The sequence below is a fragment of the Amycolatopsis sp. 2-15 genome (assembly GCF_030285625.1).
GTDB classification, from domain to species: domain Bacteria; phylum Actinomycetota; class Actinomycetes; order Mycobacteriales; family Pseudonocardiaceae; genus Amycolatopsis; species Amycolatopsis carbonis.
In genome coordinates, this window is sequence record NZ_CP127294.1 from 8259734 (window position 1) to 8285207 (window position 25474).

At 71.2% G+C, this 25474-nt stretch carries 24 protein-coding genes; 9 read left to right on the forward strand and 15 right to left on the reverse strand.

The window, feature by feature from the left end; genetic code table 11:
• Positions 1–101 precede the first annotated feature (101 nt).
• The 3 genes from QRX50_RS40890 to QRX50_RS40900 are packed head-to-tail and all read left to right on the forward strand — an operon-like array spanning position 102 to position 3219.
• Positions 102–1064 carry an ABC transporter substrate-binding protein gene (locus QRX50_RS40890; protein ID WP_285968438.1) on the forward strand — a complete coding sequence of 321 codons (963 nt, stop codon included), beginning with the start codon at positions 102–104 and terminating at the stop codon, positions 1062–1064.
• Between the two features lie 14 nt (positions 1065–1078).
• Complete coding sequence (locus QRX50_RS40895) at positions 1079–2014, forward strand: alpha/beta fold hydrolase (protein ID WP_285968439.1); 936 nt, start codon at positions 1079–1081, stop codon at positions 2012–2014.
• A gap of 17 nt (positions 2015–2031) precedes the next feature.
• Positions 2032–3219, forward strand: a complete 1188-nt coding sequence (locus tag QRX50_RS40900) for an FAD-dependent oxidoreductase (RefSeq protein ID WP_285968440.1) — start codon at positions 2032–2034, stop codon at positions 3217–3219.
• Positions 3220–3332: 113 nt separating this feature from the next.
• Here QRX50_RS40900 and QRX50_RS40905 read toward each other — a convergent pair whose 3' ends face one another.
• From QRX50_RS40905 to QRX50_RS40930, 6 genes are all read right to left on the reverse strand, one after another.
• A complete protein-coding gene (locus QRX50_RS40905) occupies positions 3333–4130 on the reverse strand; it encodes a thioesterase family protein (RefSeq protein ID WP_285968441.1) in 798 nt (265 codons plus the stop codon).
• A gap of 94 nt (positions 4131–4224) precedes the next feature.
• The gene (locus QRX50_RS40910) at positions 4225–5067 is read right to left on the reverse strand and encodes an amidohydrolase family protein (RefSeq protein WP_285968442.1); all 843 of its coding nucleotides are present in this window, start codon (positions 5065–5067) and stop codon (positions 4225–4227) included.
• Complete coding sequence (locus QRX50_RS40915) at positions 5064–6101, reverse strand: Ldh family oxidoreductase (RefSeq protein ID WP_285968443.1); 1038 nt, start codon at positions 6099–6101, stop codon at positions 5064–5066. Before QRX50_RS40915 ends, QRX50_RS40910 begins: the two co-directional genes overlap by 4 nt.
• On the reverse strand, positions 6098–6841 hold the full coding sequence (locus QRX50_RS40920; protein ID WP_285968444.1) for an MBL fold metallo-hydrolase: 744 nt from the start codon (positions 6839–6841) through the stop codon (positions 6098–6100). Before QRX50_RS40920 ends, QRX50_RS40915 begins: the two co-directional genes overlap by 4 nt.
• Entirely contained in the window at positions 6838–8169 is a 1332-nt protein-coding gene (locus QRX50_RS40925) for an MFS transporter (protein ID WP_285968445.1), read from the reverse strand. The genes QRX50_RS40920 and QRX50_RS40925 overlap by 4 nt, the downstream gene beginning before the upstream one ends.
• A gap of 35 nt (positions 8170–8204) precedes the next feature.
• Positions 8205–9275 carry an isocitrate/isopropylmalate dehydrogenase family protein gene (locus QRX50_RS40930; RefSeq protein WP_285968446.1) on the reverse strand — a complete coding sequence of 357 codons (1071 nt, stop codon included), beginning with the start codon at positions 9273–9275 and terminating at the stop codon, positions 8205–8207.
• A gap of 180 nt (positions 9276–9455) precedes the next feature.
• Here QRX50_RS40930 and QRX50_RS40935 point away from each other — a divergent pair, with 180 nt between their 5' ends.
• Positions 9456–10628 carry a citrate/2-methylcitrate synthase gene (locus tag QRX50_RS40935; protein ID WP_285968447.1) on the forward strand — a complete coding sequence of 391 codons (1173 nt, stop codon included), beginning with the start codon at positions 9456–9458 and terminating at the stop codon, positions 10626–10628.
• A gap of 7 nt (positions 10629–10635) precedes the next feature.
• On the opposite strand, the gene QRX50_RS40940 is transcribed toward QRX50_RS40935, so the two are convergent.
• Positions 10636–12507: a bifunctional sugar phosphate isomerase/epimerase/4-hydroxyphenylpyruvate dioxygenase family protein gene (locus QRX50_RS40940; RefSeq protein ID WP_285968448.1), complete on the reverse strand. Its 1872-nt coding sequence runs from the start codon at positions 12505–12507 to the stop codon at positions 10636–10638.
• Entirely contained in the window at positions 12494–13363 is an 870-nt protein-coding gene (locus QRX50_RS40945) for a shikimate dehydrogenase (RefSeq protein ID WP_434533381.1), read from the reverse strand. The genes QRX50_RS40940 and QRX50_RS40945 overlap by 14 nt, the downstream gene beginning before the upstream one ends.
• A 157-nt stretch (positions 13364–13520) precedes the next feature.
• Here QRX50_RS40945 and QRX50_RS40950 point away from each other — a divergent pair, with 157 nt between their 5' ends.
• On the forward strand, positions 13521–14177 hold the full coding sequence (locus QRX50_RS40950; protein ID WP_285968450.1) for a TetR/AcrR family transcriptional regulator: 657 nt from the start codon (positions 13521–13523) through the stop codon (positions 14175–14177).
• Positions 14178–14182: 5 nt separating this feature from the next.
• Here QRX50_RS40950 and QRX50_RS40955 read toward each other — a convergent pair whose 3' ends face one another.
• From QRX50_RS40955 to QRX50_RS40985, 6 genes are all read right to left on the reverse strand, one after another.
• Positions 14183–14947, reverse strand: coding sequence for an N-acyl homoserine lactonase family protein (locus tag QRX50_RS40955; protein ID WP_285968451.1), 765 nt, complete (start codon positions 14945–14947; stop codon positions 14183–14185).
• Complete coding sequence (locus QRX50_RS40960; protein WP_285968452.1) at positions 14944–16296, reverse strand: MFS transporter; 1353 nt, start codon at positions 16294–16296, stop codon at positions 14944–14946. Before QRX50_RS40960 ends, QRX50_RS40955 begins: the two co-directional genes overlap by 4 nt.
• 231 nt (positions 16297–16527) lie before the next feature.
• On the reverse strand, positions 16528–18459 hold the full coding sequence (locus QRX50_RS40965; RefSeq protein ID WP_285968453.1) for a S9 family peptidase: 1932 nt from the start codon (positions 18457–18459) through the stop codon (positions 16528–16530).
• A gap of 324 nt (positions 18460–18783) precedes the next feature.
• Entirely contained in the window at positions 18784–18984 is a 201-nt protein-coding gene (locus tag QRX50_RS40975; RefSeq protein WP_285968455.1) for a hypothetical protein, read from the reverse strand.
• Between the two features lie 27 nt (positions 18985–19011).
• Positions 19012–19776, reverse strand: coding sequence for a putative hydro-lyase (locus QRX50_RS40980; RefSeq protein WP_220247576.1), 765 nt, complete (start codon positions 19774–19776; stop codon positions 19012–19014).
• A 28-nt stretch (positions 19777–19804) separates the two neighbouring features.
• The gene (locus QRX50_RS40985) at positions 19805–21037 is read right to left on the reverse strand and encodes an NRAMP family divalent metal transporter (protein ID WP_285968456.1); all 1233 of its coding nucleotides are present in this window, start codon (positions 21035–21037) and stop codon (positions 19805–19807) included.
• A 93-nt stretch (positions 21038–21130) separates the two neighbouring features.
• On the opposite strand from QRX50_RS40985, the gene QRX50_RS40990 reads away from it, so the two are divergent.
• From QRX50_RS40990 to QRX50_RS41005, 4 genes are read left to right on the forward strand one after another with little or no spacing between them, the layout of a single operon-like run.
• Positions 21131–21952 (forward strand): creatininase family protein, encoded by an 822-nt coding sequence (locus tag QRX50_RS40990; protein ID WP_285968457.1) that lies wholly within the window; start codon positions 21131–21133, stop codon positions 21950–21952.
• 3 nt (positions 21953–21955) lie between these two features.
• Positions 21956–22732, forward strand: a complete 777-nt coding sequence (locus QRX50_RS40995) for a GntR family transcriptional regulator (protein ID WP_285968458.1) — start codon at positions 21956–21958, stop codon at positions 22730–22732.
• A gap of 3 nt (positions 22733–22735) precedes the next feature.
• Positions 22736–23980, forward strand: coding sequence for an MFS transporter (locus QRX50_RS41000; protein ID WP_285968459.1), 1245 nt, complete (start codon positions 22736–22738; stop codon positions 23978–23980).
• A gap of 48 nt (positions 23981–24028) precedes the next feature.
• Positions 24029–25021 carry an LLM class flavin-dependent oxidoreductase gene (locus QRX50_RS41005; RefSeq protein WP_285968460.1) on the forward strand — a complete coding sequence of 331 codons (993 nt, stop codon included), beginning with the start codon at positions 24029–24031 and terminating at the stop codon, positions 25019–25021.
• Here QRX50_RS41005 and QRX50_RS41010 read toward each other — a convergent pair.
• Positions 25018–25464 carry a nuclear transport factor 2 family protein gene (locus QRX50_RS41010; protein ID WP_285968461.1) on the reverse strand — a complete coding sequence of 149 codons (447 nt, stop codon included), beginning with the start codon at positions 25462–25464 and terminating at the stop codon, positions 25018–25020. The genes QRX50_RS41005 and QRX50_RS41010 overlap by 4 nt on opposite strands.
• Positions 25465–25474: the final 10 nt, after the last annotated feature.

The following is a 25474-nucleotide window of genomic DNA, read 5'->3' on the forward strand; positions in this document are numbered from 1 at the left end:
ACCATTGAGAGATTAGCTAACTTGAGTTACTGTCTCTGCTCAACTACTTCGGATAGTGAATCTCTCCCCGATCCCCCACCCCCCACTCCTACGGAGGCGTCATGAGGGGCACCCGCATCACCACGCTGGCCACCGCACTCCTGGCGGCCGCACTCGCCGTGTCCGCCTGCGGCGGTTCCGGCGGCTCCACTTCCTCGGCCGACGGCAAGATCCGAGTCGCGCTGAACAACACCAACGACTCGCTCGCGGTGCTCGTGGCCGAGCAACAGGGATTTTTCGCCAAGCACGGCGTGAAGGGCGTTTCCACCACCACGCTCAACGACATCACGCTGGTGCCCTCGCTGCTGGGCAAGCAGTACGACCTCGGGTTCAGCGTCGCGCCGATCATGCTGCGCGCGTCTTCCTCCGGCGTGCCGCTCGTGGCCGTGTCGGGCAACAACGGCGACTCACCCGAGGACCAGAGCGTGCAGATCTTCGTGCGCCCGGACATCACGGACGTGAAACAGTTGCAGGGCAAGCGCATCGGCTCGCCGACACTCACCGGCAACATCAACATCGCCACGAAGGCGTGGCTGTCGAAGAACGGCGTGGACCCCGCGGCCGAGCAGTTCGTGCAGGTGCCGACGCCGAACATGATCGACGAGCTGAAGGCCGGCCAGGTCGACGCCGTCGAGGTGATCAACCCGTTCATCACCGTCGGCAAGCAGGCCGGCATGCGCAGCCTCGGCGACCCGGAGCGGGCGCTGAGCCCCAACTACCTCGGCGGCACGTACTGGATCGCGTCGAAGGACTGGACCACGGCGAACCCCCAGCTCGCCGACGGGTTCAAGGCGGCGCTGCAGGACGCGGCGCAGTGGATCAAGGCCAACAACGACAAGGCCTACACCGCCCTGGCCGCCTACACCAAGGTCACGCCCGAGCAGGCCAAGAAGTCGCCGCTGGGCGAGTTCACGACCGAGGTCTCGCAGGACGACCTGAAGATCTGGGGCGACGCCATGAAGCAGTTCGGCGGCTTCGGCGGCACGGTCGACTACAGCAAGCTCGTCTACACCGGCTCGAAGTGACGGGAGCACCACAAGTGTCCACCGAGGACAGAACGGCAGCGGCGGTCAGCTACCGCCCCGCGGAAACGCCCGAGTCTCTGCTCGACTTCCACGCACCCGACGGCGTTTCGCTGCAGTACTACGAGATCACCTCGCTCGACGGGCGTTCCGGGCCGGCCGCGCACCTGGTGCCGGCCGAGCCGCTGCCCGACGCTCCGCTCGTGCTGAGCGTGCACGGCAGCGGCGGCAGCATCGGCAGCCTGCCGGTGCGCACGCTCGCCCTCGGCCTGAGCGGCCGCGGCGTGCCGGTGCTCGCGATCAACACCCGCCAGTCGGGCGACGCCGTGAACACCGACAACTTCTACGCGACCGTGCGCGACATCGAGGCCGCGTACTGGACGGCGCGTTCGCTGGGCTACTCGAAGATCGTGCTGCACGGGCACAGCCTGGGCACGTCGCAGGTCTCGTACTTCGCGGCCACGCACTGGCACCCGGAGACCGCGGGCATCGCGCTGACCGGGATGTTCGCGGACCTGCCGTGGAAGTCGCGCCACCTGCTGATCAACGACGAGGCCACCTACCGCGCGCTGACCGAGGAGGCTGTCGCCGCGGCGCAGGCCGGCGACTTCGGCCGCACGCTGTCCACGCAGATGTCGTGGCTCGGCGGGCGCACGGTTCCGGTGACCGCACAGCACTTCCTCACCTACCGGCGCACAGGCACCGCGGGCGCGCGCAGTATCGAGTGGATCGCCCGCGTGCCGAACCCGATCCTCATGGTGCGGGACCAGCACGACACCGTGATCCACGACTTCGAGCCCGGCTGGCTGGAGGCGGCGCTGGAGCAGGGCATCTCGCCGTCGGTCACGTCGGTGTCGCTGCCCTCGCCGGAAGGCACGGAGGGGCACCGCTTCGACGGCTCGGGCGAGTCGCTGGTGGACACCGTGGCCGGCTGGCTCGCGAAACTCGGCTGAAAGGAACTGACGAAGACATGGGACAGAGCGTGGTGGTCGTGGGCGCGGGTCCGGTGGGCGCGGTGTTCGCGCTCGCGGCCGCCCGGCGGGGGTTCGACGTGACGCTGCTGGAAGCGGAGCAGGCCGTCGAGGACGCCCCGCGAGCCGCGACCGTGCACCCCTCCACCCTGGCGATGCTCGGCGAGCTGGGCCTGATGGACGACGTGGTCGCCCGCGGGCTCGTCGCGCGGTACTTCGACTTCTGGGACCGGCCGGAGCGTTCGCTCATCGCCCGGCTCGACCACAACGTGCTGCGAGACGTGACGCCTTATCCGTTCGTGGTCCAGATCGAGCAGCACAAGATCGTGAACATGGTGCTGGAGCGGCTGTCCGGAGTGGACGTCCGCTTCGGTGCCGCGGTGACGGGCGTGACGCAGGACGCGGACTCCGCCACCGTGCACACGTCCGAGGGCCCGGTGACCGCCGACTACGTGATCGGCGCCGACGGCGGGCGCAGCACCGTGCGCAAGGCGCTGGGGATCGAGTTCGAGGGCTACACGTGGCCCGAGCGGTTCCTGGTGCTCACCACGCTGTTCGACTTCCAGTCCGAACTGGACTGCAGCTACCGCAACTACTGGGCCGACCCGCGCGAGTGGGTCAACCTCTTCAAGGTCGCCGGCGACGACGGCAAGGGCCGCTGGCGCGCCGTCTTCCCCACCACCGTGGGCGAAACCGACGAGGAAGCCGTCGGCGACGAGGGCGCGCGGGCCCGGCTTTCGGGCCTGGCGCTCTCGGCGAACCCGGCGGACCAGCTCGTGCACCGCAAGCTGTACAACGTCCACCAGCGCGTGGCGGCCAGCTTCCGCTCCGGCCGCGTCTTCCTCGCCGGCGACGCCGCCCACGTCAACAACCCCATCGGCGGCCTGGGCCTGAACTGCGGCATCCACGACGCCGTGGAGCTGGCCTCCTCGCTGCACACCTTCGCCGCCACGGCCGACGAGAACGTCCTCGACCGCTACGACCTGCGCCGCCGCACGGTGAACATCGAGTTCGTGCAGCAGCAGACCGTGACGAACAAGCGCCGCCTGGAGGAGAAGGACCCGGTGCGGCGCAAGGAACGCCTGGCCGAGCTCGCGGCGCTGGGTGACCACGCGGAGCTGGAGCTGAAGTTCCTGATGAACTCCTCCCTGCTCAACAGCGTGGCCCGCGCGGCCTCGCTCGGCTGACTCCCCTCCGCGCTCCCCCTCCCCCAGCGCCCCAATGTGGCGTTCGGTGCGCTGAACGCACCGAACGCCACATTGGGTGCGTTGAACGCAACCAGTGCGGCATTGGGGGAGTGCTAGAGGCGGATGCCGGCGAGCTGGGTGCCCTGGGCGACCAATTTGCCGGTGCTGTCCCAGACGTGGCAGGACTCGTCGACGCGGCCGTCGGTGATCAGGTGGGCGCGGTGCTGGACGCGGAGCGGGCCGGGGGCCGGGTGGGCGCGGACGTAGGCCGTGAGCTCGAGCGTGGGTACCCAGCCGCTCGGTGAGATGTCGAACGTGGCGGGCGGGAAGGCGTCGACGGCGAACAGGAGGCTGACCGGGTCGAAGGGTTCGCCGCCGGGCAGGGTGAGGTGGCCGAGGAGCTCGCCGCGGCCGGAGGGGCCGTCGGTGAAGACGCGGGCACTGTCGGGGTCGAGGCGGATCTCGATCTCGTCCATGATGGCCACCGGCAGGCCGAGCGGTGTGGTGCCCGGGACGCGGAACGAGGGCTCGACGTCGAGGCGCGGGTCGGGCAGGCCGTCCTGCCAGTACGGCTCTCCTTCGGCGAGCGTGCCGACCGTGAAGAGGGCCTCGACGGCCGTCTTGCCGTTCTGGACGAGACGGCCGCGCACCTGGCTCGAGCCGCGGCCGGTGCGCAGCGTCTCGATCTCGACCTCGGCCGGGCCCGGGTCGGGTGAGCGCAGGTAGTGGGCACTGGCGGCGAGCACGTCGGGGTGCTCACGCTCGGCGACGGCGGCGCGCGCGATCAGCGAGAGCAGGTAGCCGCCGTTGGGCTTGCCGCCGATCGTCCACTGCGGGCTGATGTCCGCGTCGAAACCATCGGGCGACCGCCGTTTGACGGCGGACACCGCGGCGAAGGTCGTCGTGCTCACCAGGACCGCCTCCTCGCCGGGCAGAGGGTTGTTCCGCGCAACTTAGCTCGCCCGGCCCGTGCGCGCCCGTCGAGTGAGACGGAGACCACCCCCGTCAGAACCCGTACAACTCGACCGGGTTGTCGACCAGGATCCGCCGGCCGACGTCCGGGCCGGTCCAGTCGAGCAGGCGGGCCGGCGCCCGCGCGTCGTCGATCCGCTCGAACGGCTCGACGCTCAGGCGGTTTCCCGGAGTGCGCGGCCGGCCACCGGTGTGGGGCCAGTCGGTACCCCACAGGAGCCGCTCGGGTGCGGCGGTCGCCAAAGCCTCCACGAGCGGCCCGACGTCCGCGTGGTCAGCAGCAGTGGAAATCCGGTGCGGCGCAGAGAGCTTGACGTACGCCGCACCGGATCGCAGGAGGTCGGTCAGCTCGGGCAAGCCGGGCCGGCCGAGGTCGGGAGAAGCGAGCGCGAAGTGGTCGAGGACAACCGGCACCGGCAGCCGCGCCAGGTCGTCGGCCAGAGCCGCGACCACCGACAGCTCCGTGAACACCTGCAGGTGCCAGCCGAGGTCCGCGATGGCCGCCGCGGTCGCGCGCAGCGGCGCCAGGGCCACGGCCGGGTCGTCGACCGCGAACGTCGCCAGGTTCACCCGCGCCCCGCGCACCCCCAGGGCGTGCCACTCCCCCAGCGGCGCCGGGGCAGCGGGGTCGAACACCACGACACCCCGCGCCCGGTCGCCGCGGACGCGCAGCTGCGCGAGCAGGCACGAGTTGTCCGTGCCGTACGGGCTCGGCTGCACGAGCACCGCCCGGCTCACGCCGAGCCGCCAGTGCAGCTCGTCCAGCTGCTCACCGCTCGCCGGGCCCGGTGTGTAGGCCCGGTCCTCGGCATAGGGGAACCGCGGGTCGAACACGTGCACGTGGCAGTCGCACGAACCGGAGGGCACCACCGTCACCGCACGGCGCTCGCGAACTCGGACAGCCGGGCCAGCACCCCGTCGTCCACGGGCACGCCGTCGCGCAGCTGCCGGTGGTAGCGCGCGAGCTCGAACTCACCCGGCAACCGCACGGGCTGCGCCGGGTCCGCGGGCGGCGTGGTGTGCAGGATGCCCGCGAAGTCGTCCATCCGGGACGCCAGCTCGGCACCGGGCACGAGCTTCGCCGTGTCGATCAGGAAGAACACGTGGCCCAGGTTCTGCGGCCGCTCCGGATCGACGCTCCACGAGCTGATGCGCGTGAGGTAACCGGCGCCCGAGAGCACGCCGGCGAACAGGTCGACCATCACCGACAGACCGTAACCCTTGTGCCCGCCCAATGGCTGCAGGAAGCCGTCCAACGCGGCCGCGGGATCCGTGGTCGGCTTGCCGTCGCGGTCGGTGGCCCAGGTGTCCGGAATGGACTCCCCCGCCGCCGCGGCCGCGCGGATCTTCGCCCGCGCCGCCACGCTCATCGCGATGTCCAGCAGCACCGGGTCGCCGCCGGGCATGGGCACGCCGATGCCGAGCGGGTTGTTGCCCAGCCGCGCCTCGCGGCCGCCCCACGGGGCGATGGTGGTGGTCGCGTTGCTCGCGATGATCGCCGCAAACCCCTGCTCCGCAGCACGGAACAGATACGGCATCACCGGTCCGAAGTGGTTGCTGCCGCGGACAAAAGCCGCGCCCAGGCCGGTCGCGCGGGCCGAGGCCAGCGCCACGTCCAGCGCGTGCGAGCCGACCAGCGGCCCGATGCCGTTGGCCCCGTCCACTCGCGACAACGCCGGCGCGACCTGGTCCACCGCCACCTTCGCGTGGAGGTCGACGCCGCCGAGGCGCGCGCGGTCGAGATACTGCGGGATCCGCGCGACGCCGTGCGTGCGGATGCCGAAGAGGTCGGCGAGCACCAGCACGTCGGCGACGCGCGCGGAGTCCTCTTCGGACATCCCGTTCCCCGCCAGCGCGCGGGCCGCCAGCCCGCGCAGGTCCTCGGCGGTGATCTGGGTGTCGCCGGTCATCGGTGGTTTTCTCCTTCGGTCAGGTCGAACTCGGTGGTCGCGGCGAGATCTTCGCCGAACCACGAACGGATCCCGGCTCGCCGGGTGTCCGTGTAAACCGGGCCGTCGTGCCACAGCATCGGCACGTCGTGGCCCGGCACGAGCAGCGTGTCCGGGTGTTCCCGCCACAGGGTGAGGATCTTGCGCACGGACGCGCGGCTCGCGTCGCGGTCGAGCGTCATGTCGACCTCCCCGCCCAGCAGCTCCGCGCGGTTCTTCGCCGCGTCGCCGCTGAACAGCACGGAACCGTCCACGCGGAACACCAGCGAGCCCGGCGTGTGCCCGGCCGCGGCGAACGCCTCGACACCGGGGAAGATCTCGCCGTCTTCGCTCACCCGCCGCGTCCGCGGGTTGCTCGCCAGATCGGCGGCGTACAGCTCGGGCAACGGGTCGAACCCCGGCTCGCGCCCGGCCGCCCACTCCAGCTCCGCCGCACCCACCCACACGGTGGCCGACGGGAAGAGCAGGTAGTTCGCGGCGTGGTCGTAGTGCGCGTGCGTGAGCAGGATGTCGGTGACCTCACCCGGTGCCACGCCGTGGTCGGCGAGGCGCTGCGCGAGCAGAGAGCGCATTCCGAACGAACCCGTGTCGGCCAGGATCAGCCGCTCGCCGTGGCGCACGAGGGTGACGCTGCTCCAGCCGAGCCCGCCGTGCTGCGTGCTCTTGCCGGGATAACCCTGGGTCAGCGGAAGGATGTTCACCGCGCCTCCGGGGAAACCTTGTCGACGGCGGGAACCACGGCCTCGTCGTGGTCGAAGGTCCGCCGGGCGTAGAACAAGACGATCGCGGTGATCAGGCCGAGCGCGGCCAGGTACACGCCGAGGCCGTACGGGCCGCCGGTCACGTCGTTGAGCCACACGCCGATGATCGGGCCGGTGCCGCCGAACAGGGCCTGCGCCACGTTGTAGGCGAGCGCGCCCGCCGTGACGCGCACGGCCGTCGGGAAGATCTGGCTGATCGCGAGCAGCGCCGGCAGCGCGAGCAGGCCCTTGCAGGCGCCGATGAGCGCGCCGCCGGTGAACGCGCCGACCCCGCCACCCGCGGCGAGCGCCAGCGACGGCACCGCGAGGATCGCGACCACGAGCCCGGTCAGGCTCAACGCCTTGCGCAGCCCGATCTTGTCCGCCACCGGGCCCATCACGAGCGTGCCGGCGATGACGAGCACGTTGCTCACGATCGTCGCGTTGTAGGCCTCGGTGCTGTCGAGCTTGCCGACGTTGATGAGGAACGTGGTGAGGAACGACGTGATGGTGGTGCTCAGCAGCGCGTAGCTCGCGGTGCAGACGATGAAGATGACGATCGGCACCCAGTGCAGGCGCAGGGCGTCGCGCAGTGGGGTGGCGGCGGCCTTCGCCTTCTCGCGCGCCTTGACCAGCAGCTCGAACTCCGGGCTCTCCTCGACCTTCGAGCGCAGGTACACGCCGAACGCGGCCAGCGGCAGGCCGACGAGGAACAGGATGCGCCAGCCGAACGTCTGGTACTCGTCCTTGGTCAACACGCTCGAGAACACCCGCGCGAGCAGCGATCCACAAAGGATCCCGATGAACGTGGTGGCGATCAGCGTGCTCACGTTGCGGGCGCGTTTGGCGGCCGGGCTGTGCTCGAACACGAAGCTGATCGCGCTCGCGTACTCGCCGCCCGCGCCCATCGACTGCGCGAGCCGGCACACGAGCAGCAGCACCGGCGCCAGCAGGCCGATCTGCGCGTAGGTGGGCAGCACGCCCATGAGCGCGGTGCCGAAGCAAGTGAACAGGATCGAGATCGACAGCGCGCGGCGGCGGCCGTACTTGTCGCCGATCCAGCCGAAGAAGATGCCGCCGATGGGGCGGGCGATGTAGCCGAGCGCGAACACGGCGTAGGTGTTGAGCAGCGCCACGGCGGGATCGTTGCCGGGGAAGAACTTGGCGGCGATGATCGTGGCGACCACGCCGTAGACGCCCCAGTCGTACCATTCGGCGAAGTTGCCGGCCGAGGCCGCGATGATGATGCGGCGCCGGCGGGCGCCGGTGAACTCGAGCTCCGTGTTCATGACGGGTGTTTCCGTTCTCTTCATCGGGAAAGGAGTCAGGTGAGCCGCGCCGCGACGGCTTCCGCGACGGCCACGGGGCCGCCCGTCGCCGAGCCGTCGGGCCGGATGCGGATGTCGCCGGCCTCGAGCGCACCGGCGACGGCCGCGCGCACGAGGTCACCCTCGGCGGTGTGGTGCAGGTGGTCGAGCATCATCGCGGCGGCGAGGATCTGGCCGATCGGGTTCGCGAGGCCCTGGCCGGCGATCGAGGGCGCGCTGCCGTGGATGGGCTCGAAGTACGCGCTGACGTCGCCGATGTTGCCGGAGCCGCACAGCGAGATGCCGCCGACGGTCGCGCCGCCGAGGTCGCTGAGCACGTCACCGAGGAAGTTCTCCATCACCAGCACGTCGAAGTCGCCCGGGCGCAGCACCAGGGCCTGGGCCGCGGCGTCGGCGTAGAGGACCTCGGTCTCGATGTCCGGGAAGTCGGCGGCGACCTCGAAGAAGGTCTCGCGGAACAACGCGTGGCTGCGCAGCACGTTGCTCTTGTCCACACAGGTCACGCGGTGCTTGCCGTCGCCGGGCGCGCCGCCGCGGGCGGCCGCGAGCTCGAACGCGCGCCGGCAGATGCGCAGCGTGCCCTCGCGGGTGGTCATGAGCGTGTCGGACACGGCCCAGCGGTTGCCGACGCCCTTACCGCGCGAAGCGTAAAGGCCCTCGGTGTTCTCGCGGACGATGACGTAGTCGATGCCGCCGGCCGGCACCCCGCCCAGCGCCGACGTGACGCCGGGCAGCAACAGGGCCGGGCGGACGTTGGCGTACGCGTCGAGCCCGATCCGCAGGATGCCGCCGAGCAGGCCGGCCTCGGTGCCGTCCGGGAAGCGCACGTCGGGCAGGCCGACCGGGCCTTTGAGCGTGGCCGCCACGGCGGTGCGCAGGTATTCGAGGTCTTCGGGTGAGCAGGCCACGCCGGTGCGGCGGTAGGTGTCGGCGCCGGCGTCGACTTCGCTGTAGTTCAGCTCGAAGCCGCCCTTGGCCGTGACCGCGCCCAGCACGGTGAGCGCGGCGTCGACCAGCTCGGGACCGATCCCGTCCCCTCGGATGACGGCGATGTCGTGAACCTGCACTGGCACTCCACCTCGAAAATCAATATAATCAACATTGAGCATCAACATTGACGAGAACGACGAGAACGTAGGCCTGCCCGGAATCCGTTGTCAACCCGATGTTTCTGTTCCGTGACAAGCATTGGCGGTCACTAGACTCGCCGCGAACCGAAGTATGCGCAGGAGGAGGGGTCAGCTGCAGTGAGCACCGACACTGAGGTGCTGTCGATCGCCGAGGCAGCCGACGTCCTCGGGGTCAAGCAGAGCACGGTGTACGCCTACATCAGCCGTGGCCTGCTGAAACGCCACCGGCTCCCCCGCGACCGGCGCAGCTGGCTCTCGCGCAGCGAGGTCGAGGGGTTCGGGCAGCGCAAGGGCACGCGCACACTCCTGCACGACGACGAGCCGGCGGTCTCGGCCGACACCAGCCAGGTCGCGCGCCTCGACGGCGACGCGCTGCTCTACCGCGAGCGCGACGCCGTGGAGCTCGCGCGCACGGCGTCGTACGAAGAGGTGGCCGAGCTGCTGTGGGAGCAGCCCGATGTGGCGCCCGCGCGGGACCTCGAACCGGAGCTGGTCACGGCCATCCGCCGGCTGCAGGACACCATGCCGGCCAGCAGCCTGCCGCTCGACCGGCTCAAGGTCACCGCGACGCTGCTCGGCGCGCGCGACTCGTTCCGCTACGACCTGTCCGTGCCGTCGGTGCTCTCGGCGGCGCGCACGATGGCGCCCGCGTTCGTGGAGTCGCTGCCCCAGCCGGGCGCGGTATGCGAGCGCGGCCGGCCCATCGCGGAGCGGCTGTGGGGCCGGCTCACCGCGGAACCCGCGACGCCGGAACGGCTCGCGGTGCTCTCGGCCGCCCTGGTCCTGCTGGCCGACCACGGCCTCGGCCCGTCGACGCGTGCCGTGCGCGAGGCCGCGGCCAAGGCGGCGGACCCGTACTCGGCCGTGCTCGCGGGCATGAGTGTCGCGAGTGGACTGTTGCTGGGCGGTGGGTCGTCACTCGCGGTGCAGGCTTGGCTGGGTGACATCGCCTCGCCCGCTTCGGTTTCCCGGGTGCTCGAACAACGCCTCCTGCGCGGCGACCGGCTGTCCGGCTTCGGGCAGCCGCGGTACCGCAGTGCCGACCCCCGCGCGACGGAGCTGCTGCGCCTGCTCGCCGAGGCGCCCGCCGACCCCGAACGGCTCGCGATCGTCGAGGCGGCCATCGACCTCGTGCGCCGCCGCCGCGATCTCGAGCCGAACGTCGAGTTCGCGCTGGGCGCCTTGTGTTTCGTCCACGGGATGGCCGAGGGCGCCGGGGAGGCGGTGTTCGTGATCGCCCGCACGGCGGGGTGGATCGCGCACTCGCTGGAGACCTACACCGTCCAGTGAGGACGCCTCAGCCGAGCCGGCTGCGGCGGTGGGCGGCCATGCGGACGGGTGCGTTGGCGGCGCCGTAACCCGCGTAGCCGTCGATCCGTTGCAGGACCTCGAAGAACACCCGTCCACCCAGGATCTCGGTGAAGAAGTGCAGCAGGACGCCGTGCTCGTCGCGGTCGTAGAGGATCGAGTGGGCGCGCAGGGCATCCAGCAGGTCCGGCGGCGGGGCGAGGCGGGCGTCGAGGTCGTCGTAGTAGTTGCCGGGGATCGGCAGGAGCGGCGCGCCGAGGTCGCGCATCACGCGGGCGCTCGCGAGCGCGTCGGCCGTGGTGAAGGCGATGTGCTGTGGTTCGCGCACGCCCGGGGCCCAGTCGCCGCGGCGCAGGAGCGCGGAGTCCAGGGCGATGCGCACGGTGCCGCTCTCGGTTCCGCCGCTGACCGTGCGGCTGCGCACGAGACCGAACGGCGCGGCGAACTCCGTGACCGGGTCGGGCTCGAGGCCGAGCACCGCACGGTAGAACAGCGCGGCCTCGTCGAAGTGGTCGAACGGCTGCGTCAGCGACACGTGGTCGACGCCCGTGACTCCGGCATCCACGGCTTTTCCTGCCACGGCGGCGAAATCGTCCAGCCAGCTGCCACCGGGACCGGTGCGGCAGAAGAACACCGAGGTGCCGTCGGGAGCGGCGACCGCGGACAGGTCGGCCTCCCCCGCGCTGTGCGTGCGCGGCAGCAACGGCGCGAGCAGCCGCTGCGCGCGGTCCGCCGAGGCCACCGGGTCGGCGCTCTCCACCGCGAGCGCGACCACAGAGGCGCTCTCGCCGGCCCCTTGGCCGGCCCCCTTGTCGAACGCAGTGTCGGACGTTGTGCCGGACGCGGCGGAGTTGACGAGGATCCGCGCTTCGCCCTGCTGCCACAGCGCGACGGGTTTGGTCCGATGCTGCCCCATGTGCGCGAAACCGAGTGCCGCCAACGCTTGCCCGACCTCGGCACCGGCCGTGGCGATCTCCGTGAACGCGTGCCCGCTCAGCGCCGGCGCGGCCGGCAAGGTCGTCGCGCCGAGCGATTCCTCCAGTGCCAGCAGCGATCGCATGGCGTCGACGGCGGCCGGGCCTGGGTCGGCCTGGCGGAACACATCGTTGAACACCTCCAGCGACAGCGGCCCGGAGTAGCCGGCCGCGCGCACGTGGCCGGTGAAGGCCGTGAGGTCGAACGCGCCCTGGCCCGGGAAGAGCCGGTGGTGGCGGCTCCACTGCAGCACGTCCATCTCCAGCCGCGGCGCGTCGGCCAGCTGGAGGAAGAACAGCTTCTCCCCCGGGATCGTCCGGATCGCGGCGGGATCGCTGCCCCGGGACAGGATGTGGAAACTGTCGAGGCACAGCCCGAGCGCGGGGTGCGCGGCGCGGCGCACGATCCGCCACGAGTGTTCGTAGGTGTTCACGAACCGGCCCCACGCCAGGGCTTCGTACGCGATCCGCAGCCCGCGCGCGGCGGCGCGCTCGGCCAGCGTGTGCAGCTGTTCGGCGGCGAGATCGTCGTCGTCGACCGCGTCCGGGGATACCGAAGAGCACACGAGCATCGTGTCGGCGCCGAGCTGCTCCATCACGTCGAACTTGAGTTCCGCGCGGCGCAGGTTCGCCGCGAGCACGGCGGGCGCCACGGCCTCGAAGTCGCGGAACGGCTGGTAGAGGTCCACCGTCAGGCCGAGGTCCGCGCAGTGCTCGCGCACCTGTTTCGGCGACCACGGCGAGGCGATCAGGTCGTTTTCGAAGATCTCCACGCCGTCGAACCCGGCGGCCGCGGCGGCGGTGAGCTTGTCCTCGAGCGTGCCGGACAGGCACACGGTGGCGATCGCCCGTCGGTTTTCGAGGGCGTGAGTTTCAGTCGAGGACATCGGCGGGTTCCCTTTCCCCTGGGGCGGCGAGCCGGTCGAAGTGCCGCCGCATGCGCGCGGCGTCGGGTTCGGCGCCGGTGAACAGGGCGAGCGCGTCGGCGGCCTGGAACACGGCCATCCGGCCGCCGTCGAGCACGCGACAGCCGCGTTCGGAGGCGACGCGCACGAGCTCCGTCTCCAGCGGCCGGTACACGACCTCCGCGACCCACAGCCGCGGATCGAGCAGCTCGGCCGGCAGCGGCAAGCCCGGGTGCGCGGCCATGCCGACCGGGGTGGCGTGGACCAGACCGTCGGCGGCGGCCAGCGCCGAGGCCACCGAGCCGCCGGCCGAAGCCCGCTCCGCACCGAAGCGCGCTTGCAGTGCCGTGGCGAGCGCCTCGGCCCGCGCGGTGTCCAGGTCGAGCACGCGCACGCGGCCCGCGCCGAGCGTGAGCAGGCCGTGGGCGACGGCCGCTCCGGCGCCGCCCGCGCCCAGCAGCACGACGGAGCCCAGCGGCACGCCCGGCAGCCCCGTTTCGAGGCCGCGAGCGAAGCCGGACCAGTCGGTGTTGTGCCCGGCCGCCGTGCCTTCGCGGAACACCACGGTGTTCACGGCGGCGAGCGCGGCGGCGTCGGCCGACAGCTCGTCGAGGTGCTCCAGCACGACCTGCTTGCACGGGTGCGTCACGTTGAGCCCGGCGTAGCCCGCGGCGCGCGCGGCCGCCACCACCTCGCCCGCGGCGCTCGCGGGCAGGCCCCAGTCGTCGAGGTCGAAGCGGGCGTAGGCGAGCCGCACGCCGAGCCGGCGCGCCTCGGCCTCGTGCAGCGGCGGGCTCAGCGACGGGCCGATGCCCGAACCGACGAGCCCGGCGAGCACGGTGCCCGGGCCGGAGCGGCGGGCGTGCTCGCGGACCGCGTCCACGACCGTGGCTGGGTACACAGGTTTCCTTTCGACGAGGCGGTGGTGCCGGGCGGGTTTGCGGCGAAGCGGCCTACAGTGGAGCGAGATCCAGCCGGAGGGAGAAGGGACGTCTGTGGCCGCACCGTCGCCGGAAGACGCCGCCGGGAAAGACCGCACCCGCGACGCCGAGCGGACCAAGGCCGAGATCCTCGACGTCGCCGCCGCGGAGTTCGCCGAGAAGGGCTACGACGGCGCCCGCGTGGAGGAGATCGCGGCGAAGACCCGCACCACCAAGCGGATGATCTACTACTACTTCACCAGCAAGGACCAGCTCTTCGTCACGGTGCTGGAGCGGGCCTACACGGTGATCCGGTCGCTGGAGCAGGAGCTCGACGTCGACCACCTCGACCCGGTCGACGCGATCCGCCAGCTCGCCGAGCTCACCTTCGACCACCACGAGTCCCACCCCGGTTTCGTGCGGCTGGTGAGCATCGAGAACATCCACCGCGCCGAGCACATCGCGCGCTCCACCACGCTGTCGACGCTCGCCAACCCGGCGCTCGACGTGCTCACCCGCATCCTCGAACGCGGCCGCGCGGCCGGGCTGTTCCGCGAGGACGTGGACGCGCTCGACGTGCACATGGCCATCAGCGCGTTCTGCGTGTTCCGCACCGCGAACCGCTACACGTTCAACGCGATCTTCGGCCGCGACCTGCTCGACCCGGCCACGCGCGAGCACCACCGGCGCATGCTCGGCGACCTGCTCGTGAGCTACCTGACCGCGAGCTGAGGCCCTCACGCGATCCTCGCGATCCGGCCGGACTTCTCCGTCGGGTAGCGGTCGAGCACGCGCGGGTCGTGGCCCGGCAGGAAGATCCCCGACGGCCCGGCCAGCTCCCGGATGCGGTCGAAGCCGCCGTACACGCCGGTGGTCGAGTGCAGCAGCGGCGCCGGGTGGTCGGCTTCGAGGTTCTCGTAGAAGTGGCTGGCGTCGGAGGCGACCACGACCGGCCCGGCCGCGGTCGCGATCCGCACCACCTGCGTGCCGGCGGTGTGGCCGCCCACGAGATGGACGCTGAGGCCGGGCACCACGTCGGCGTCGCCGTCGACGAGCCGCAGCCGGTCGTGGGCCTGGAGCCGGTGCAGCTCGACATCGTCGAGCAGCCAGTGCTCCCGAGTGATGCGCTTGGCCCACGGCCCGGTCCAGTAGTCCATTTCGGACTGCTGCACGACACAGGTCGCGCCCGGGAAGGCGCTCGCCCGGCCGGCGTGGTCGTAGTGCAGGTGGGTGAGCACCACGTGGTCCACGCCTTCGGGCCCGACGCCGAACTCCGTGAGCAACTCCACCGGGTCGGTGTATGCCAGCCCGGGCACCTCCGCCGCACGTTCCGGGCGCATCCCGGCGTCGACGAGCACCGTGTGCTCCGGTGAGACGGCGAGCCACACGTAGTACGCCGTCGGGTGCGGCTCGGTGGAATCCGTGCCGTGGCCCAGGAAGTGGTCTCCGCGGACGCCGTCTCGCCGGGCGTAGCACAGGGCGTGGACCTCGAACGTGCTCACTGCTGGACGCCGACCTCACTCGCCTGCCGTGCCGGCGCGTTCTTCAGGCCCAGCAACGCGGTCGGGACCCGGTAGGTCTCTCGGCCGGTGGCCACGGCGATCGCGTTGACCACGCACAGCCCGGCGGTGAAGATCGCGACGCCGAGCCACGCGCCGCGGCCGTCACCCGCGACAGCCGCCGCCACGCTCGGCAGGAAACCGCTGATGGCGAAGCCGATCTGGGTGCCGATCGCGGTGCCGGACAGGCGCACGCGGGCCGGGAACATCTCGCCGTAGAACGAGGGCCAGATGGCGCTCGTCGCGGTGTAGACGATGCCGAACATGCCGATGCCGAGCACGAAGATCCACACGTAGCTGCCGGCGGCGATCGCGCCGAGGTAACCGAAGATGAGCACCGCGCAGCCGAGCGAGCCCGCGATGAAGATCTTCTTGCGGCCCTTGCGGTCGGACAGCTTGGCCCACAGCGGGATCGAGATCACGGCGGCAACGTTGGCGAGCACCCCGACCCACAGCATCGGCGTTTTGCTCAGCCCCACCGTGTTCACGGCGTAACTCAGGGCGTAGACGGTGAAGATCGTGCTGACCGAGGCGATGAGCGCGGCGACGATCACGCGCAGGACGTCGGCCCAGTGGTCACGCAGCAGCACGGCGAGCGGCAGCCGGACGACCTCGCCGGCGGCGACCTCCTCGCGGAACACCGGCGTCTCCTCCACGGAGCGGCGGATGAAGTACCCGACCGCGACCATCACGGCGCTGAGCCAGAACGGCACGCGCCAGCCCCACGACAGCAGCGCGTCCTGCGGCAGCGCGGCGACCGGCAGGAACACCGCCGTGGCCACGATCTGCCCGGCTTGCGTGCCGCTGAGGGTGAAGCTCGTGTAGTACGCGCGGCGGTGCTCCGGCGCGTGTTCGAGGCTCATCGAGTTGGCGCTCGCCTGCTCGCCGCCCGCGGAAAGCCCTTGCAGCAGCCGCAAAACGACGAGCAGCACCGGCGACGCGACGCCGATCGCCTCGTAGCTGGGCAGGCAGCCGACGAGCACAGTGGACAGGCCCATGAGCAGCAGCGTCGCGATGAGCACGCGTTTGCGGCCGAACCGGTCGCCCAGGTGGCCGAGCAGCAGCGCACCGAGCGGGCGCGTGACGTAACCGACGCCGAACGTCGAGAGCGCGAGGAGCGTGCCCGCGGCCGGCGAGGACGCCGGGAAGAAGATCTTGCCGAAGACCAGCGCGGCGGCGGTGCCGTAGATGAAGAAGTCGTAGTACTCGAGCGCGCTGCCGATCCACGCGGCGAGCGCCGCTTTCGCGGGCCGGCCCGCGGCGGGCGCCGCTCGATCTGCTCGACCGTTCACGTTTGTCTCCTCCTGCGGTGCGCCGTTGCCTCGCCCGACGGCTAATGTACCGTGCGGTTAATTAGAGAGAGTGAAGGGCGCACCCGAGGTTGTCAAGGACGAGTTTCGGCGCGGGATCGACTCCGTCCGGGCTCGCCGGACCGCCGGGTGATCCTTTGTGGAGAGTGTGCGAAACGCACCGGATACCCGCGGTTGGTCAGGGGTTTCCGGTGCGTTCTCGGGCTCGTTCGGCTAGAGGTTCTCCACCTCGACCGCCTCGATGGCCTCGCCCTCGGGGAGGTCGAAGCCGAGGATCTGGCTGTAGAAGCTCAGCTCGGCGTCAAGCGACCGGCGGATGTTCTCCGCGCGCCGGAAGCCGTGCTGCTCGCCTTCGAAGAGGAGGTAGGCGACGGGCACCTTGCGGGAGCGCAGGGCGTCGACGATGAGCTCCGACTGGTTCGGCGGCACCACGGGGTCGTCGGCGCCCTGAAGGACGAGCAGGGGCCGGGCGAAGGCGTCGATGTGCTGGATCGGCGAGCGGTCGAGGTACACCTCGCGCATCTCGGGGTACGGGCCGATCAGGCGGTCGAGGTAGCGGCTCTCGAACTTGTGCGTGTCGGCCGCGAGCGCCTGGAGGTCGGCGACGCCGAAGAGGTCGGTGCCGGCGGCGAAGGGCGTGTCGGCGCGCGAGAGGGCGGCCAGCACCGTGTACCCGCCGGCCGAGCCACCGCGGATGAGGAGCTTGCCGCCGTCGACACGGCCTTCGGCGGCGAGCCAGCGGACCGCGGCGATGCAGTCGGCGACGTCGAGGATTCCCCACGTGCCGTGGAGTTCCTCGCGGTAGGCGCGGCCGAAACCGGTGGAACCCGCGTAGTTCACGTCCACGACACCGAAGCCGCGGCTGGTCCAGTACTGGATTCCCAGCGACAGCACGGGAACCGCGTGCGACGTCGGTCCACCGTGGACGACCACGACGACCGGCGGCTTCGACCCCGCGGGGCCCGCGAAGTCCGGGTTCGCGGGCGGGTAGAACAGCGCGTGGGACACGCGGTCGCCCGACGGGAAGTCGATCGCCTCGGGCGCGGAAACGTACTCGGCGCCGATGCCGGTGTCGCGGGGTTCGCGCACGGTGGCGACCTTGCCGTCGGCGCTCAGCGTGTACACGCTCGGCTCGGCGGTGGGCGAGCCGGCGAGGAGGAGCAGCTCGTCACCGCCGGCCGGGCGCAGCGCGCTGACCGCGGTGAACGGGGTGTCGAGGTCGGTCACGGTGCCGTCGGGGGTCGCGATCGCGAGCCCGTCGATGCCGCCGGCCCAGCGGGCGAACACCACGCGGTGGTCGGCCAGCACCACGTACCGGCCCGTGCCCAGGCCCCAGGCCGGCACGCCGATCTCGGCGTCGAGCACGACCACCGGCTCGACGGTGCCGCTCTCGCCGAGCCGGTAGAGGTTCCACCAGCCGGTGCGGTCGGACAGGAAGTACAGCGTGCCGTCGGCGTGCCAGCGCGGCTCGGTCACCGACTCCCCCGGCCCGCCCGCGACCACGGTCTCCTCGCCGGTGGCCAGGTCGCGCACCCGCAGCTCGGTCGAGTCCCACGGCATGTTCGGGTGGCCCCACGCCACCCACGCGAGCTTCCCCGCGTCAGGCGAGAACCGCGGGCTCGCGACGAAGTCCGGGCCGGACACGAGCACCTCGGGCTCGGCGTTCTCGGTGAGCAGCACGATCTCGTTGCGCACCTCGGCCGCACCCCGGCCGCCTTTCGGGTGGTGCTCACGCACCACGGCCAGGCGCGTCCCGTCGGCGGTCAGGTCGCCGTCGGCGTACCGGTCACCACGCGGCACCTCGGGCTCGGGGGTGACCGCTTCCGGCTCGCCGTCGCGGCCGAGCCGATACAGCCGCTGGTCGGCCCAGTTGGCGAACCACACCACGCCGTCGCGCATCCACCAGTCGGCCCCGCCGTACTCGTGCACGCTCGTGCGCGCGCCGAAACCCTCGGGCAACAGGTCGGCGGTGGTCCCGTCGGCGTCCCGCCGCACGAGCTGCACCCGCCCGCCCTCGGACGGCCGCGCCTCCGACCACACCACGGCGCCGCCGTCCGCCCGCACATCCGTGACGCGCACCGCGCTCTGCGTGATCAGGCCGGCGGTGAACGGCGTGGCCCAGGAACCGAACTCGGAGATCTGCACGGCGCCACGCTAGCCGATCTCCCGCACCCCAGGGGCCGCGTTGCACCCGTTGCCCCGCAACAATGCCGGATCGACCACGGACGGCGGATGCCGCAGGTGCGTGGGGGCGCCGCCTACGCGGTCGTCGTTGCCCAGTCGGCCGCACGCGTGTCGGAGCCAAGCGCGGGACCTACTCCACACCGAGTCCGGACGGCCTCCGCTGTTTACCGCCCGCCACCTGCCGGCAGCTCAGCTCACGACCCATGCCCTCATCACAGCAGCAGGGTCGCGCCGAATTCCGACCGAGTACGTCGATGTTGTCCTTCAGCAGCACCGGTATCCCAGTCAACGGGCCGTGGTCACCCGCGAGCAACCGCTGGTCGGCCGCCTCCGCGTCGGCGAGGCGCCGGGATTCAGCGCGCGCTCCGCGTGCAGCGCCGGGCCCCGCTCGTCGAGTGCCGCGATGCGGTCGAGGCACGCGCGGGCGAGGGCCACGGCGGAAAGCTGCCGCGTGATCAGCAGCTCGGTCAGCTGCGCGACGGTCACCGTCTCGAGGTTGAGCACCGCGAAGTCTCACACGGCGTACGTGTAATCCGGCACATCCGTGACGAACATGTACCCCGGCGCGTGCGTGATCGCGAACGGCGGCTTCGACCGCATGATGGCGGCCTGCGGGGTCACGCCGCACGCCCAGAACACCGGCACCTCGCCCTCCCGGATCTCCACGGGGTCGCCGAAGTCGGGCTTCGACAGGTCCTCGATGCCGAGCGCCTCGGGTGCTCCGATGTGGACCGGCGCGCCGTGCACGGACGGGAACTGGCCGGAGATGCGCACGGCGTCGGCGACGCGGTCGGCGGCGATCGGGCGCATCGAGACGACCATGGGGCCGCTCAGGCGGCCCGCGGGGGCGCACTCACGGGAAGTCTTGTACATCGAGACGTTCTGGCCCTTGCTGATGTGGCGGACCTCGATGCCCGCGGCGACCATGGGCGTCTCGAACGTGTAGCTGCAGCCGATGAGGAACGTGACCAGGTCGTCGTTCCAGTACTCCAGCACGTCGTCAGGCTCGTCGACCAGCTCGCCATCGCGCCAGACGCGGTAGGCGCCGACGTCGGTGCGCAGGTCGGCGCCTGGCGCGAGGTCGGTGTGGGGGCTGCCGGTGTCGGTGACGCCGATGATCGGGCACGGCTTGGGGTTGCGCTGGCCGAACAGGAGCGCGTCGTAGGCGTACTCGCGCGGCACGATGATCATGTTGGCCTGGGCGTAGCCCGGCGCCCAGCCGGCGGTCGGCACACGCAGGCCGCCGCGGAAGGCTTCACGGGATTCGGCCGGGCTCAGAGCGGGGGTGACAGTCATCAACAGCTCCTCAGGAGAAGATCGAACCGAGTGAGGTCAGGGATTCGACGGCGGCGTACGCGGTGAACAGCCAGGCGGCGATGCCGACGCCGAGCAGCACCTTCGGGTAGCGGTAGCCCGCGATCAGGTCGCGGCGGCGCAGCGCCACCCACAGGATGATGGCCAGGCCGATCGGCAGCACGAGCCCGTTGATCGCGCCGGCGAACACCAGCATCGACTGCGGCGTCTGGCCCGCGGCGATGAACACGATCGTCGCGAGGCCGATCAGCACGATCACCGCGCGGTTGAAGTGCGTGCGCACCGGCTTGACGTAGGACTGCAGGAACGTGGCGGTGGTGTAGGAGTTGCCGATCACACTCGTCATCCCGGCGGCCCAGAACACCAGGCCGAACAGGTGCAGCCCCACGGTGCCGAACGCGGAGAGGAAGGCCGAGCCCGCGGCGTCGTTCTTGTTGGCCAGCGTCGCACCGGTCGCGACCACGCCGAAGAAGCCGAGGAACAGCACGATCCGCAGCACACAGGCCACGAGGATGCCGGTCCACGCGCCGCGGTTGATGCGCTTGAGGTTCGCCACCCCGGTGATGCCGGCGTCGATCAGCCGGTGCGCGCCGGAGTAGGTGATGAACCCGCCGACGGTGCCGCCGATCAGCGTGAGGATCGGCAGGAACGGCAGGCCCTTCGGGTCGACGGTGCCCACCGCGGCCTGGCCCACGGGCGGCGCCGTGGCCACGACCAGCGCGATGATCAGCGCGATCTTCACGAACCCGAGCACCACCATCACCCGGTCCACGGCCGTGAGCACCGAGCGGACCAGGAAGATCGCGATGGTGAGGATGCCGCTGATCGCCGCGCCGATCCGCGGGTCGATGCCCAGCAGGTTGTGCAGGCCGAGGCCGGTGCCGGCGATGTTGCCGATGTTGAACACCACCGCGCCCAGCACGACGAACACCGTGAGCACCTGGCCGGCGCCCGGGAACACCTTGCTCGCGATGTCCTGCGCGCGCTGCCCCGAGATGCCGAGGATGCGCCACACGTTGAGCTGCACGGCGACGTCGATGATCATCGAGACCACCACCGCACACGCGAACGAGGCCCCGTAGAGCACGGTGAACGAGGCGGTCTGGGTGATGAACCCAGGTCCTGCCGCGCTCATGGCCATCAGCAGTGCCGCGCCGAACAGCGGCGGCACGCGCAGCCTGCCCGGCCGGGCCTGCCGGTCGTCGGTACTGGTCACGCTGTCCATCCCACTCCTTGGTCCCGATTGGCGGGGGTTGCCGCGCAGCTTAAGTTAGACGTCTGACGTCTTACGACCTGTTTCACCATTTGGGAGGTATCCGTGGCGGACACCCTGCCTTCGGTCTGGATCCAGGACCTGACCTGGGAAGAAGTGAGCTCGTACCTGGAGCACGAGCGGATCGTGATCGTGCCGATCGGCAGTACCGAGCAGCACGGCCCGGCCGGTGTGCTGGGGGTCGACTCCTACGTGGCCATCACGTTGGCCGAGGACGTGGCCGAGCGCAAGGGCGTGCTGGTCGCGCCCCCCATCTGGTACGGCGACTCGTCGCACCACGGCGCGTTCCCCGGCACCATCACGGTGCGCCCGGACACGCTGACGCTGCTGATCCGCGACGTCGCCCGCAGCCTCGCGCGCCACGGCTTCACCCGCATCATCCTGCTCAACGGGCACAAGGGCTCGAACCTGCCCGCACTCAACAGCGCCGTGCGCGTGCTGCACGACGAGGAGCTGCCCGAGGTGCTCTTCGCCGTCGCGGACCCGCTGCACCTGGCGCGGTCGGCCTCGCCGACGATCAAGGAGACCAACGAGCACCACGCCGGTGAGCTCGAGCTCTCCCACGTGCACTACCGCTACCCGGGCAAGATCCGCACCGACCGCCTCACCGACGCCTCCGTCGACTTCGACAAGGTCTTCGGCGGCTTCGTCGGCAACGACCTGTTCGGCCCGGCGCCCGACGGCGTCGAGATCATCTGGTCCGGCGACGAGCAGCGCGCGTTCACCCCGACCGGCTCGTTCAGCTCGTCGAAGGGCCTCTCCGAGGACAAGGGCAAGCGTTACCACGACCACATCGTCGGGCGCCTGGGCGAGCTGGTCGACTGGCTGCGCACGTACGACGGCCCCATCGGCCGCCGCGAGGACTGACCCGTGGTCACGCGGATCCACCCCGAACCGGCGCTGCCGGCCGACCTCACGGCGATCACGTCCGACGCGTACCGGCAGGTCAAGGACCGGCTGCGCGAGGTGATCACCCGGCTCGGCGAGGCGGGCCGGCTGCGGCTGCCGTCGGAGGCGGAGCTCTCGGCCGCGCTCGGCGTCAGCCGGGCCACGCTGCGCTCGGCTCTGCAGTCGCTGCAGAAGGAGGGGCGGATCCGCCGGCTGCACGGCCACGGCACGTTCATCAACCGCCACGCGCTGGGCCTCGGCGCCAACCTCGCGGAGGCGGGCGCGTTCCTTGATCTGCTCGCCGAGGCGGGTCACGAGGCGTCGGTGAGCACGGCCGACCAGCGCGTGGTGGCGCTCGAGGCGGACGTGGCCACGTCGCTCGAGATCCGCGCCGGCGAGCAGGCGCTGCGGATCGAGCGCGTCTTCGCCGCTTCGGGCGAGCCGGCGGTGCACAGCGTGGACCACTTCCCGGCCCCGCTGCTCGGCGAGAACCCGCGGGTGCTGGAGCCCGCGCAGTCGACGTTCGAGTTCGTGGAGCGCCACCTCGGCCCGCCAGTGTGCTACTCCGTGGCCGAAGTCCGGCCGGTGCTGCCGCCGCCGGAAGTCGCCGCGGCGCTGAAGATCCCGGCGGCGCAGCCGTTGCTTCGGTTGCGCCACACCCACATCCGGGCCGACGAGCAGCCCGTGGCCGTCACGGTCGCGCACGTCAACGACGAATACCTGCGTTTCTCGGTGATCCGGACCTACCTCGATGAGTGAGAGATGACCACACTGGCCAACTCGCCGCGGCTCGACCGCAAGGCGTGGGGCGTGCTGGCGCTGACCCTGGTGTTCTGGGTCGCCGACGGCTACGACACATTCGTGCTGCTGATCACCGCGCGGCCGACGCTCACCGAGCTGCTGCCGCACGACCAGCTGCCGCACCTTACGACGTACCAGGGTTACCTGGTCGCCATCACGCTCGCGGGCTGGGCGACGGGCGGCATCGTGGGCGGCGTGCTCGGCGACCGGCTGGGCCGGCGGCGGACCATGATCGTGGCGGTCGCCGTGTACAGCGTCTTCACGGCGTGCTCGGCGTTGTCCGGGAACTGGTGGATCTTCGGGCTCACGCGGTTCCTGACCGGGCTCGGGATCGGCGCCGAGTGGGGCGTGGGCACTTCGCTGCTGCAGGAGGTGTGGCCGGAGCGCTGGCGGGCCCGGGGCGCCGGCCTGCTGCAGGCCGGGTTCTCCGTCGGCGGCGTGCTCGTGTCGGGCCTGTGGGTGCTGCTCGGCTCGACGCTCGGGCTGTCGTGGCGCTGGATGTACCTGTTCGGCGTGATTCCGCTCGTCGTGGTGCTGCTCGTGCGCCGCAGCATCCCCGAATCCCCGCGCTGGGCGGCGCAACGCAAGCGAAAAGTCGGGCTCGGCGAGCTGCTGGCGCCCGGCGTGCGGCGCAATTTCCTGGGCGCGCTGGCGGTTTCGATCGCGATCACCGGCGGCTGGTGGGCGGTGAGCTCCTTCCTGCCCAGCTTCGTCGGCGGCCTCGTCGACGATCCGAAGCGGATCGCGTTCTACACGGGCTGGGCCGGGGCGCTGTACAACCTCGGCGAGATCGCGGGCTGCATCCTGCTCGGGTTCCTCGCCGAGAGCTGGGGCCGCAAGCTCACGATCCAGGTGTACTTCGCCGGGTGCGTGGCGATCGTGCCCATCGTGTTCCTGCTGGTGCACGACGCGGCGACCGCGACGTGGCTGCAGCTGATCGCCGGGTTCCTCACCGGTGGCGTGTACAGCTGGTACACCGTGCACACGCCGGAGCTGTTCTCCACGTCGATCCGCGCGACGGCGATCAGCGTGGTGTTCAGCGGTTCGCGTTACCTCGCCATGGCCGGCGCCGTGCTGATCGGCCCGCTGGCCTCGGCCGTGGGCGGCTTCGGCCACGCCGCCGCGATCTTCGCCCCGATCTACCTGCTCGGCATGCTCGCCGTGCTGTTCCTGCCCGAGACCAAGGGCAAACCCCTGCCGGACTGAGTGTTTCTCGCCGGACTGAGTGCCTGTCGCTGGAAGAAAGGACCACCCATGACCGTGAAGGTCGACATCCGGGTTCCCGTCGGCCGCCCGCTGCCCGAGCTGACGAAGTTCATCGTGTCGTGTGAAGAGGCCGGGTTCAACGGCGTCGGCGTGCACGATCACCACCACTCGGGCCGCGACGTCTACTCCGCCCTGACGCTGGCCGCGGCGGCGACGTCGAAGCTGCAGCTGTACCCGGCCACCACCAATACGGTGACGCGCCACCCGCTCGTGCTCGCCGCGATCGCGAACTCGCTCGCCGAGATCGGCCCCGGTCGCGTGCTGCTCACGCTCGCGCCGGGGTTCCTCTCCGTCGAGAAGGCCGGCCGGCCGCAAGGGCGGCGCGAGCAGCTCGGCGAGGCGGTCACCGCCATCCGCCAGCTCGTGGCCGGCGAAACGGCCACTGTGGACGGTCACGAGATCAAGATGAACAACGTGGCCAAGCCCGCGCCTGGGATCTTCGTGCTCGCCGCCGGGCCGAAGATGCTGGAGCTGGCCGGCGAGGTCGCCGACGGCGTGGTGATGCTCGCGGGCCTGCACCCGGACAGCATCGAAGCGGCGCGCTCGCACGTGCGCGCGGGCGCCCTGCGCGCCGGCCGCGCGCCGGAGTCGGTGCAGGAGATCCTCATCGTGCCCACCGCGATCGAGCCGTTCGACACCGCGCGCGAGTGGGTGCGGCGCTACTTCCGGCCGGACAAGCCGTTCCTCAACTACCCGAGCACCGCCAACCTGCGCTGGCTGCGCGCGGCCGGCCTCGACATCCCCGAGGACCACGACCCGACCGCGTTCACCGCCGCGCAGGCCAAGGAGATCAGCGAGGCGTTCGGGCTGTTCGGGCCCGCGGAGTACTGCGCGGAGCGGCTCCTGCAGGCACGCGAGGAATCGGGGGTGGAGCACGTGTTCTTCTTCCCTTCGCACACGGCCGAAAGCGGCTACGACCTGCCGGAGGCTGACGTCGCCGCGTTCGCCGACGTCATCGGCCCCCGACTGGCCGCGGGCTAGCTTCCGCTTACGGGAACCGCTTCGCCCAGCGCCTGGATCACCGCGAGCGAGTCGAGGTAGTCGCGCCAGTGCACGACCTTGCCGTTCGCGAGGGTGACGATGGAGACGAAGCGGTTCTCGTAAGGCCGGCCGGTTTTGACGATCCGGCCGCGCACCGAGTATTCGAGCGTGACGACGGACTTCTCGCGGTCGTGGTGCACCGCCAGGTCGCCGGCCCCTTCGAGCACGATGGCGTCGCCGTAGCCACGGTAGAGCTCGGCCAGCGCTTCGCGGCCGTCGACCCGTTTCGGATAGCCGGGCACGGTGACGACGAACTCGGTGACGAGGTCTTCGGCGAGCAGGTCGAAGAAGTGCTCGCCTTCGGCGTGGCCCGCGAGGCCTTCCTCGATGACACCGAAAAACGGGTCGAGGGCGGCGAAGTCTTCGAGGTGTTCCACGGTCATGGGGTGTCCT